Source organism: Bacteroides sp. AM41-16, assembly GCF_003603495.1.
Classification (GTDB): Bacteria; Bacteroidota; Bacteroidia; order Bacteroidales; family Bacteroidaceae; genus Bacteroides; species Bacteroides uniformis.
In genome coordinates this window covers 140,041-151,202 of the sequence record NZ_QTNE01000013.1, presented here as the reverse complement: position 1 = coordinate 151,202, position 11,162 = coordinate 140,041, and the positions used below count along the sequence as shown (strand labels likewise).

The following is an 11,162-nucleotide window of genomic DNA, read 5'->3' as shown; positions in this document are numbered from 1 at the left end:
TAACTGAATCCCGTTTCTATTTACACAAAATTATGGATACTGCCAAAAAATCCCTGGCCTCAAAGAAGCCAGGGATTCTAATGTTATTTCAAGGTTTCTCTAAATAAGTCCTCCATAATAAAGGACTTATTTAGGAATACATTGATTAGCGTTTGTTTACAGTCATGCCAAGTTCGATAACACGTTCGTGCTTGTACATGTCAACAACTGTAATCTTCAATGTAGAAGGAACAGCAGCTGTCGGGTTAGTTGCCTTAGAATTTACGGTGAAACCAGTGATTTTACCTTCCTCGATGTTTACAGTGAAGTATTCATCCACTTCACCGTTGGCATTGGATACCAAGTGGGCTTCCTTAATTTCCAATGACTTTTCATAAGGTGCGCTCAAAAGTGCACTATATTCACTGTCACGAGAGCTGATACCCTTAATATACTTAGCATACTCTACAGTAACATCTTTACCATAAGTCAGTTCTGTGCTATAAGGTAATGTCGCAGTAGCTTTCAAACCAAGGTCATCCTTAGTAGCCCATCTCCAAGTGTATGTATCGTTGTAGATGCAATTGAATACAGTCGGGAAAGAAGCAGCGTCGATAGTGTAATTAACAAAGGCACCATCTTTCTTCTCAGAAGAAATCTTACCATAGTTGTACACTGCAGTTGTAGCATGCTGAGTCTTATTGTCAATGTACTTTTCAACTACAGACAAAGTTTCTGCACCAGTTACACCATTGTCAACAGTCTTATCACCGTTTACCATAGCAGCAGCAAATGTTATCAGATAATCCTTTGCTTCACCCTTACCGAAGTTGAATACTTGTTTCATTTCCATTGTACCTTCTATAGCCTTCTTAGCAGTCCAATCGTTAGGAATCAAGTAGCAGTTGTAAACGCCTTGAGCATCCAGCTGGTTAGTCTTGATAGAGAATCCTTCCGGCAATGTAGTCGGCAATACTTTCTGTACAGAAATGGTACTTTGTGACAAGAATGTACCTTCAGCATCAAAGAATTTAACGATACCTTCGTAAACCTTGTCATTCTTCATTGTCTGGAGGTCAACTGTAGCTGTCAATTTAGCGTTTGCGATATCTTCAATCTTAGTAGCCTCAGTCTTACCGTCAGCTTTGTAGAATGTGAATACAATACCATCAAGTACATTAGCAGTTTCTGTGATATTAATCTCATCCTTAGCATAAATGCTCAAGTCGAACTTGGCAGCACCGGCAGGAACTGTGAATTTAGCCAGGCCTGCATAAGCGTAAGTAGTCGGAGCATCGACATATGCAGTCGGAGTGATTACGTATTTAGCTTCACTAGCTATTTCAGAACCATTACCAGCCTTCACCCAAACGATTACTGATTGTTCAACTCCGGTATAGTCGATAGTAACCACCTTCAAAGGTACTACTACGCCCTTGGCATAAGCACCACTAATTGTGATATCGAATTTGTTGTCTTTGCTAACAGTTTCTACACCTGCAATAGTCAAGCTTTTGATAGCAGCTTTGTCTGTTGTAGAAAGAGCCTTATTATCAATATCAACAACAACATAGCTACCCATGATAGGGCTGGTTCCTTCTTTTGAAGCAACATTGATTTGGAATGCTTCACCACTTGCTACAGGGTAACATTTCTCTGTATTAGGTGTCGCAGTAGCAGATGGATTTTCATAAGCTGTCAAATCCTTTTTAACTTCTATCGTAGATTGAATAGTTGAGTTCTTTGCAATCTCATCTGCCTTAGTATAAGTTTTCAGTGCTGATTTCGCAGTAATATCATAAGTTGATGTTACAGTTCTTGCATCCTTAGTTGCTGCAAGTGCAAATAGGACGCTCTTATCCTCACTTACTACTTTTTTACCAAAAGCTTCGAGATCAGCCTCTTTGTTCAGTTCTACTTTAACTTCGTAGAGACCGTTAGAAACAGATCTGGTCAACAAGCCGTCGTATGCTTCTGTGCTGAGTGTAATATCACTGAGAGCTTCACCCTTGCTATTGATAAGAGAGAACATCTCGTTTGTCACAACAGCATTTACGGGAGCTACAGAAATCATGAAACTAGCCGGAGTTGTGTAAATCTCATTGGCATTGATTGTGAAGCTGCCAGTAAATCCTTTACCGAATTCGTATGATTTTGCATCTTTCACGCTGGCGTTCGGATTCAGCTTAGCAGGAAGCTGTGCATAGTTCAGTTCCAGTTTCGGATTTGCTGTCTGAAGATCCAGACTTGTAATCATCTCCGTAGTCAAGCCTGTCAGTTTCGTAACCTTTTCAGTCAAGTCATTGATTGTTGCCGCAAGTTCCTTCTTTGCAGCATCGAACTTAGAATCGATAGTAGACTCCAACTGTGCCTTTACTTTGGCTACTTCATCTTGAGCAGCCTTAATTGCCTCTGTTTTTGCATTGGCAGCATCAAGAGCGGCTTGAGCGGCAGCTTTCTCAGCTTCTGTTGCAGTAGATGCAGCGTCATTAGCTTTCTTCACAGCTTCTTCTGCTGAAGTCTTTGCAGCTGCAGCTTCTGTTTTTGCGGCATCCAAGGCTGCTTGCAAAGCTGCGATTTGAGAAGTCATATCTTCCTTAGTCGCAAGCTTGTCAATTTGTCCTTGCAAATTCTCGATGTCATCATCGTAGTCCTTACAAGACGTAAACGTTCCTGCAGTGCCCACCATTAAGGCACTGAACAGGATTACACTTAGAAACTTCTTGTTCATAATTGAAAACTTTAAATTTATAAATTTAAAAAATAAAAAAGTGAATAATCTCTCATTTTCATTCCCTTTCACATAGCTGTTGATTATATGATTTTTTCCGTTACTTCGCAGGTAATGAAATCTTGTTAATTCCATTAATAATCAAGGAATAAGGATAAAATAGGTTGGGTTTGTTCAAAATAGTAAAAATCAGCCCGTTAGGATATTGGAAAGAGGATTGAAAGTCCAGAAAAGTGACAGTGGGAAAGTGATGAAATGAGGCTTTCAAAGAATGAAAGTGTGTATTTTTCAGTTCAAAAGGTTGAATGACAGTATATTGATAGCACCGATTGGAGCTCCGTAAAGACAACGCCATTCCGTTCCTCAAAACTCATTTTGAAGACTCCGGAAAATGCGCAACAAATCTATTCTATCCTATCAAAAGAAGTAACGTTTTTTATACTGTACACGCTCCGCTTCTTACAAAAGAAATTACCCTCTGGTTGGCCTCGTCAATCTTTCTGTTGCTGAAAGGCTTCAGATAGGTTTCCGTCACCGTGATGGAGGAGTGCCCCATGGCTTCCGATATGATTCCGGGGTGTATCTCGCAATGGTAAGCCATTGTAGCCCAGGTGTGTCTGGCTGCATAGGTGCTGAGTGCCGACTGCATTCCCAAGCACTGCCTGAGTACTGCCAGCCGCTGGTTGAATGCCCTGAGTGCCGACTGGTATTCCCGGTATGCGGCTTCCGATCCTTCCTCACTTTGTAATATGGGGAATAAATAAGGAGAGTCCTTGTCCTTGTTTGCTATTATTCTCACCATCTGCATGGCTTCGGGTGTGAGTGACACGGTCAGCGCCCGTCCCGTCTTCCGTCGTCTGTACGATAGTATATTTCCCTGCAGGTCCCTTTTGTGCAGGTATGCCAGATCCACGAAAGGTATGCCCCTGAGCATGAACATGAGTACGAAGAAAATCCTTGTTTTTTGCTGTGCGTTTGGGAGCGTCCCTCCTTGCAGGCTCCTTTCCGTCTCCCTTACCAGGCTGCTGATGTCTGATGCTTCGAGCGCCTTCTTCCTGTCTGCCCGTGTGCCGGTATACACATGCTCAAACAGTCTGGGTACATACCGTATGTACTTTCTGTCCACCGCCCGATGATACACCGAGCGTACCGTCTTGATGTAGGTGGACACAGTGTTCCAACTGCAATTCCTCTGCCTGAGGAAGTTTTCGAACCTCTTCAGTACGGTCGGGCTCAGTTTGCGCATGGGCATCGGTTGCCATTTGGTGAATGCCGAGAATGCATTCACCGCTGACTGGTAGATGTGTGCCGTCCCCCACCTGCCGCCTTCCCGGAGTTCCCCGATGACTGAGGAGAACATCTCTTGTAAGGTAATTTCATTTCTATTCATTTCCAATTTATTTATAAAAGGTTTACCTTACAAGTATATACAATAAAATGAAGCAAAACAGAAGTTTATAATGTATTTCTTCATTTTAGCCAGTCTTTCAGAATGAACTCAAATATATTTCTTATATTTGCGAAAAAAGTCGCATTGAAAAAAGTCGCAATATGAATAATCCATTTAAATTCGGTACAATTGTAGACGGTGAATACTTTACGGATAGAGTAGCGGAACAAGAAAAAGTAAGAGAGATACTTGCAAGTGAGAATCACCTGATACTTATTAGCCCACGACGTTTCGGCAAGACCAGCCTCGTTCAAAAAGTAACGAAAGGATTGTCACGTCCCGTTTTTCAGTTGAACCTGCAGTTGGTAACAGGCACTGCCGACTTTGCCGCACGATTATTGTGGATTATGCTTCAGCAATATCCTATGGAACGTCTGAAACATCTTATCACTCACTTTCGTTTTATCCCCACCATTTCAACCAATCCCATGACGGATGGCATAGAAGTTTCATTTCAGCCGTCAATGGATGGCTTCATTCTGTTAGAGGATGTATTCACACTGATTGATAAACTGGGAATGAAGAATCCACACAAGAAACCGATTGTAGTACTGGACGAATTCCAAGAAATACGTACATTGGACAAGAATCTGGATAAAAAATTGAGGTCTATTCTACAGACTTACAACCATGCCAATTACATTTTCTTAGGTAGCCAGGAATCGATGATGCAGGAAATCTTCGAAAAAAAGAAATCCCCTTTCTATCATTTTGGATATTTGATGAAGTTGGGTAAGATTCCTCAAGATAACTTCTATGAGTTTCTCAAGAATGGCTTTCTTCTCTTGGGTGAGGATATGGATGCTGAAACGATAGGCCGCAGCATTCTGTCGTTCACCAATTGTCATCCCTATTACACCCAGCAACTGGCTTACCAGACATGGAATAACTGGAAACAAAACGGTTACAGTGATACTTTGGTGGAAACTGCCATTACGGAGTTGACCCATGTACACGATATGGATTATGAACGTTTATGGAGCACTTTCAATAAAACAGATAAAAAAGTCTTGATAGGCTTAACTATGCAGATGGGGACTCCGTCCAGTCTTCCTTTTCTACAAGCTGTCGGTATTGATTCTCCAAGTACAGCTTTCAGTAGCTTGAAGCGACTTGGACAACAAGGATATGTGATACGTAATGAGGGGTATGAACTGGATGACCCTTTCTTCAGAAGGTGGATTGAAGTAAAGAGAGAAGGGCGATAGAAAGAGGAAATCCTTGTTGGGTTTCGTATCATTTCAGCATATTGAGTTTTATGCTTATCATGTCTTTATATGATATTTGCATCTCCTCCGGTAGAAAAGAGAGACTGATGAACTCCATCCATTTGGTTTCTACTTTCAAGAGTTTCTTGAAGAGGTTTTCTATTACTTTTTCGTCCAATCCCGACGCCCGTATGGACGTGACAAAGTCAGCCTTCTTTAATTTACGTTTTTTGCCGTTTAGTGTAAGTGCAAGTTCTTCGGTGTCTTCAGGCATCACCAATGCGGTAGACAGCATGTCATATGCTGGTGTGAGCGTATATACCTCTTGTTGGGGACTATAAAGCGAGAAGTTCTTCAAATGCATGTCGGCATTACCGGTTATCCATGAAAAGACGACTTGCTCCCAGAAATTCACCAGGTCCAATTTGGGAGCGGATGAATATCTCAGCACTAACTTCGCAATCTGTTCATAAGAACCTTTGTATTTTTGTTCAGTGAGTTTTTCAGAAAGTTGGCACATGTCTTCCATAGCCAATTTCCCTCCTTCATTCGTGCGGTCTATGCGCCGGGTGATATAGCATAATTCACCATCCTCAAAGCGGATGAGGCTATGCGGCACAACTCGTATCTTGGCTATCTCCGCAAGATGCATTGTCAGATCCTCTAATTCGGGAAGATTGCCGAACCGTTCGGTTTGCGGCTTCAAAATATAGCGCCCCCATAAGCCTACAATCGTAAATCGTCCAGGCTCGTTTTTACTTCCTTTGTTGATATCCAATGATAATTTGGCCTGCACTCCGGTCAGTGTGGTCTGACTGCGAATTACCTGCCTTGCCAAATCGTTGAGATTATTGTGCGTATAAGGCAATATAGGCGCCTCTAGTGTCCCGAATATCTTTTTTGAGCAAGCCTTGTGGAAATCCCTCTCATTTCCATTCAGTTCTTTGTAGCAATACAGACATTTTGCCATTTTTAATCCTCCTCATTTATAGGTTCGATACCCACTGCACCGATACAGTCTTTACAGCACGCCAGCAACAGTGACATTCGGTCACGTGCATCTATTTTCCAGTTCTTTTCCGCAATGTCAAGCAGCCATCCTTCGGGTATCAGCCCGTCGAAAAAAGGAAACAGCACTTTGTCGTGATAGGCTTTCTCTGTCAAGGGTAATGTGAGACTGACAGCTTCTGCAACATCCGACTGCAGGAATTCCGTATCGTACTGGAAGGTATAGCCATCCTCATCCTCTGTGAGGATACCGGCTTTTATTCCTCGGAGATTTATCAATGCCTGCTTCATCATTCGTCAGTTTTAGTTATAGGTACTGCGCCAACTTCGCTGCCGAACAAAGACAGTAGCTGGTTTACCTTGTCCAACCGCAGCGTCTGTTTGCCTTGCTCCAATTCACGGACAAAGCGCAAGCCTACTCCTGACTTTTCCGAAAGTTCCACTTGGGTCAGATTGTACTGCTTACGCATCGCTTTTACATATTTGGATAATGTTGTTTGTTCCGTATATTCCATTTTTATACCCTTTGGGGTACAAAGATAGAATATATTTTCGTTATTACACCCATAAGGGTATAAAAAGATTAAAGGAGAAAGAGATTATATCTTTTCGGGTATAAATTAGCTAGAATAAGTTTATGAATCTATCCATTTCCTGTCTACCTATTTCTGGCTTTACTCTTAAAGCCTGCCAGTCCTTCACTGCTTCAACGGCCTCTGTGATAATTCTTTCAGTGGCTTTTGGGCTAAGCATATAATCTCTTATGAGAATCACACTATATTTCTAGGCCGGCTTTGCTTGATTCTGCTGAGTACATAAGAAGATAGCTTGTTATATTGTTCAAACTCTTATAAATTCTTGTCACTTTTGCTGCGTACAACTGTCTAAATGGTGAATTGCTGAAAAAAGCAAGAGGCTGTCTCAAAATGCACTTGAGATAGCCTCTTCTATGCAAATGTTTTACTCTTCAGTTTATTCCTGATATTTCACTTTTGTTCCCAAAGCATCGTGGCGCATTTCGCGCTCACTTCGGTAAAGCTTTTCATCTTTTAAATAATAGTATTCCTGATAACCTCCAAATTCGATATTGGCATACTCTAAGTGGTCTTCGGCCTTGCAAGACTTCCATGTACCTTCATACTTCACTGAATCAGAGAAAGTGATGAGGGTGGTTGAGTCTGCACGGAGTTCAAACCTCACGCCATTTTCCGTTATGAATGTACCGGCGAAAGAATGAGTAGACTCTGTACTGTTAGTATTGGTACAAGAATATAAAAAACCGAAAGCTATTGTCAACATAGCCAAAATCGTTCGTCTCATTGTTCTTTTGTTTTTATAGAAAAGAGAGTGCTTCTTTTCCGGAAACACTCTCTTTTATTAGTTATCTGCAGTGATGATTATCTTTGAGCAGGAGTACCAGAGTTCTTCTTAACATCAACTTCGAATGTCAAAGTGAATGTCTTCCACTTGTAACCGAACTTCACAGGGATGAACAATTTGTAATCCCAGTTAACCGGAGTACCGCTGTAGTTGTTGTAAGTCAGAGTTTCATCTGCCTGGTTGTAAACAACCTTGGTATTAGAAGGCAGAGGACCGTTTGTTACACCATCAGTCGGAACCAAGTTACCGTTAACCAGTTTCAAGTTAGACTTGATTTGGTCTGTCATCCATTCGCCCGGAACTACTTCGTAGAATTCCCACAAAGCTTTCTGCAAGCCGGTAGTATTGGCTACAATATACTTCTTGCCTGATTCGTCAGCATTCCAAGAAACATAAGTGAAAGCACCCTTAACGTCAATTGTACTACCACCTACAGTTGCATCAGTAAAGTTCTCAGTTTCACCTGTAGTTACTGTCAACGGTTCGATGATAAATGCATCATATTCCTTGATAGTTGCAGTGTGGGCAGCAGCCAGCAGAGAACCAGCAGCACAAGCATCTTTGTAGCATACGTCGGCAACCAACTTGATGGGGACATACTTGCCTACGAGAGCCTTGGCAGCTTCTGTCGGAGCGTCGCCGCTACGCGGTGCGTGAGTCGGGTTTACTTCTTCCAACTTGATGTTGTAAGTGATTTCATTGGCATCCAGCTTGTTGGGAGCGTAGTTCACAATCTCAGCAGCTTTCTTGCCGTCGATGTACAGGATTGTTCCGTCAGGACTTACAGTCGCAGTCTTTTCAACAACGCTTGTACCGTTGAAATATTCGTACTTGTAAGCAGAATTGGCAGCTTCCAGTTTTTCTTTGTCGAACACGAAGCGGGCACCTTCCTCTGAATAAGCACCACCTTTCACACCCTGGTGGCCGCTGGCAGCATAAGGATACAGTCCGGAATAGAAGAACTTCTTACCGGCACGCAGTGCATCGGCATACCAGATTGCGCCGCCCAAACCGGTTGTCGGTTTAACTCCGAGGTCGTTCAGGAAACCGTTCAGCAAGTCTGTGTAGATGTTACATGTCGGGTTATTCTCTGTATTGTTAGACCATGCCGGATTGGATTCCTCGGTATTGTAAACAATCGGGTTTACATTGAATGTGGACCATTCATTGTCGTTCTTCCAGTAGCGGCCATCGTAACCCCAGAGGTTGAATACCGGCTTGTAGATAGTACGTGTCAAAGTAATCTTCAATGTAGGATATGCACCTGTAGGATCGGAGTAGTAGCAAACCTTGCTGAAGCTCATCTTTTCCTGGTTGTTCCAGTTCGGATACTTCTTAACGATGTCTGCATGAGTCAGTGTCCAGATGATGTTGTAAGATTCTACACCAGCTTCAGAGTTGGCAATCACAGAAGCCGTACCTTCGCCGGCACCCTTTGTACCATCAAATTGAGTATAAACGGCGTGGAATTCCTGCTTGGTCATACCACCTTCTTTAGCCTTGTCGTAGATGTCCTCATTCATTTCCTGAGTACCGATGCGACCGGTGTAGTTGCTGCAGTAATAGATAGAATCAGCAAAAGCATGAGACAACTCTCTCTCGCCAGCTTCTTTCACCCATTTCACTTTCAGGTAACGCATGGCAACCAAAGCATTGTTTACTGTATCCACCAGTTCCACGCGAACGATAGGCTCACGACCTACAGCTGTTGCAGAAGTACCTTCGACAGTGTAAACCTTGGAAGACATGATACCGTTTTCGTGAGAATCCAGCTTGGCAAATTTCTGCTGGTCTGTCTTGTTGGTGTTACCATCTACGCCACCCAATGTGTTATAAGGAGCAGTAGGGATGTAGAAACGGAATGTCAGACCATAATCCTTGTAGTTTGCCAGATTTGCATGGTTAGCGTGGTTAGTTTTAGCATCTTTAGCGTCTGTAACACAAACCTTCACCAATTTCTTCAAATCAAGCGGCTCGTTATAAGGTTGCTTAAAGTCTACATATTCGTTGGCTTTAGATTCGTATACGCATACAGAGTCATGATAGTGTACATAGAAGTCTTCTTTGCCGTCGTTCTGGATTTCATCGGCAAACTTACCGGTCATAGTTTTGCTAAAGTCAGTTTTGCTATTAACCAGATACGGAACCTTAACCTCTTCGTGCAGACGTACATATTCAGAGTTCACATACACCTTAGTACCTTGTTCGTCAAAAGCTTTCTTTTCAGCAGCTGTATAGTTTTCAGCAGCGATAGGAGCTTTCAAAGATGCCATGTAGAACTTTTCCTTGTCGCCGGCAGTCGTTGCAGCGATAGAACCCTTGACTGTCTTTTTGAATTTTACTGTCAGCACGTCCTTATTGATGTCGTACTTAACCGGTTGAATCGGGCTGTTAGTCTTAATATCAGCACCGGTAGCCTTGGTCATAATATTTTCAGATGTGATGCAATCAAATGAGGGCAATTCAATATCTGAAGTACGGACACCTACGCTGGGGCTTACATGGAAATAAGCCTCGTTGTAATCTGTAGAAATAAAGTTAGCTGTAGCAGCAGCATTTACGTGGTCCAAAACCGGAGTCGTAGTGTGGTCTTGAGTTGTATGCTTAGCCATAGCCTGATACTTCTGCGGGGTATATTGCAGGGTAGTCAGCGTGATGGCGGCAATACCGTTGATGTGGCTGGTAGGGATTACGGCCAGGCTGGTCAGACGATGACCAATCAGGGACATCACCTCAGCACTTACCTTGTCAATTTCAGCAGCCAAGTCCTTCAGCTTCTCGTCTGTAACGAAGTCGCCTTTCAATTCTTCTTTCAGAGCCGCAATCTTTTGGTTTACGATGTCCAAAGAAGCCAACTTGTCGATTTGGTCTTGCAGTTCTTTCTTCAGAGCTTTCAAGTCGTCATCAGAAACACCACCTTCTGCCGAACCGGCCTTGTCCAAAGCTTCCTGAGCCTTGTCCTTAGCTTCGTTGGCAGCTGTTTTAGCATCGTTGACAGCTGTCTCCAAAGTCGAAACTTTTGCAGCCAGCTCTTCAAGTGAAGCTTTCTTGCCCAGTTGTTCCTGCAAGTTCTTGATGTCGTCATCATAGTCCTTACAAGACGTGAACGTTCCTGTCGCACCTATCATCAAGGCACTGAACAGGGTCACACTTAGAAACTTTTGTTCATAATTGAAAAACTTTAAATTTATAAATTTAAAAAATAAAAAGTGAATAATTTCTCATTTCCGGCATTCCTTTTCCCACAATGCTTTTGTTAAAAAATTCCGTTACTTCGCAGGTAACGGAGGAATTTTCCGTGCAAACATAATCGTTTTTCTATAAATGAGCAAATAATAATGCTGTTTTTTTATAATTAATCGAAAAATCTGCATTTAAGCGCACTTTTTTGTTAATGGAATTGTTG

The 11,162-nt window shown here is 42.4% G+C and carries 8 protein-coding genes; 1 reads left to right on the top strand and 7 read right to left on the bottom strand.

The features are described 5' to 3' along the window. Window positions 1–145: 145 nt before the first annotated feature. Together DW896_RS12865 and DW896_RS12855 are read right to left on the bottom strand one after the other, a co-directional pair. Window positions 146–2,845, bottom strand: a complete 2,700-nt coding sequence (locus tag DW896_RS12865; protein ID WP_165860119.1) for a hypothetical protein — start codon at window positions 2,843–2,845, stop codon at window positions 146–148. Between the two features lie 301 nt (window positions 2,846–3,146). Further along, window positions 3,147–4,100, bottom strand: coding sequence for a site-specific integrase (locus DW896_RS12855; RefSeq protein WP_005824461.1), 954 nt, complete (start codon window positions 4,098–4,100; stop codon window positions 3,147–3,149). A gap of 161 nt (window positions 4,101–4,261) precedes the next feature. Here DW896_RS12855 and DW896_RS12850 point away from each other — a divergent pair, with 161 nt between their 5' ends. After that, the gene (locus DW896_RS12850) at window positions 4,262–5,368 is read left to right on the top strand and encodes an ATP-binding protein (RefSeq protein WP_008661903.1); all 1,107 of its coding nucleotides are present in this window, start codon (window positions 4,262–4,264) and stop codon (window positions 5,366–5,368) included. Between the two features lie 28 nt (window positions 5,369–5,396). Here DW896_RS12850 and DW896_RS12845 read toward each other — a convergent pair whose 3' ends face one another. From DW896_RS12845 to DW896_RS12825, 5 genes are all read right to left on the bottom strand, one after another. Next, window positions 5,397–6,338 (bottom strand): HipA domain-containing protein, encoded by a 942-nt coding sequence (locus DW896_RS12845; protein WP_005824466.1) that lies wholly within the window; start codon window positions 6,336–6,338, stop codon window positions 5,397–5,399. 2 nt (window positions 6,339–6,340) lie between these two features. Then, window positions 6,341–6,667 carry a HipA N-terminal domain-containing protein gene (locus tag DW896_RS12840; protein ID WP_022401131.1) on the bottom strand — a complete coding sequence of 109 codons (327 nt, stop codon included), beginning with the start codon at window positions 6,665–6,667 and terminating at the stop codon, window positions 6,341–6,343. After that, window positions 6,667–6,891 carry a helix-turn-helix transcriptional regulator gene (locus DW896_RS12835; RefSeq protein WP_005824474.1) on the bottom strand — a complete coding sequence of 75 codons (225 nt, stop codon included), beginning with the start codon at window positions 6,889–6,891 and terminating at the stop codon, window positions 6,667–6,669. The genes DW896_RS12840 and DW896_RS12835 overlap by 1 nt, the downstream gene beginning before the upstream one ends. A gap of 457 nt (window positions 6,892–7,348) precedes the next feature. Beyond that, window positions 7,349–7,696 carry a hypothetical protein gene (locus tag DW896_RS12830; protein WP_022401132.1) on the bottom strand — a complete coding sequence of 116 codons (348 nt, stop codon included), beginning with the start codon at window positions 7,694–7,696 and terminating at the stop codon, window positions 7,349–7,351. 77 nt (window positions 7,697–7,773) lie between these two features. Then, window positions 7,774–10,905: a PspA/IM30 family protein gene (locus tag DW896_RS12825; protein WP_034525381.1), complete on the bottom strand. Its 3,132-nt coding sequence runs from the start codon at window positions 10,903–10,905 to the stop codon at window positions 7,774–7,776. Between the last annotated feature and the right edge of the window lie 257 nt (window positions 10,906–11,162).

What these genes read in the sequence shown, in the direction of transcription:
- DW896_RS12855 (WP_005824461.1), bottom strand. Translation starts at nt 4,100, where the DNA reads ATGAATAGAAATGAAATTACCTTACAAGAGATGTTCTCCTCAGTCATC.
- DW896_RS12850 (WP_008661903.1), top strand. Translation starts at nt 4,262, where the DNA reads ATGAATAATCCATTTAAATTCGGTACAATTGTAGACGGTGAATACTTT.
- DW896_RS12865 (WP_165860119.1), bottom strand. Translation starts at nt 2,845, where the DNA reads ATGGAATTAACAAGATTTCATTACCTGCGAAGTAACGGAAAAAATCAT.
- DW896_RS12845 (WP_005824466.1), bottom strand. Translation starts at nt 6,338, where the DNA reads ATGGCAAAATGTCTGTATTGCTACAAAGAACTGAATGGAAATGAGAGG.
- DW896_RS12830 (WP_022401132.1), bottom strand. Translation starts at nt 7,696, where the DNA reads ATGAGACGAACGATTTTGGCTATGTTGACAATAGCTTTCGGTTTTTTA.
- DW896_RS12835 (WP_005824474.1), bottom strand. Translation starts at nt 6,891, where the DNA reads ATGGAATATACGGAACAAACAACATTATCCAAATATGTAAAAGCGATG.
- DW896_RS12840 (WP_022401131.1), bottom strand. Translation starts at nt 6,667, where the DNA reads ATGAAGCAGGCATTGATAAATCTCCGAGGAATAAAAGCCGGTATCCTC.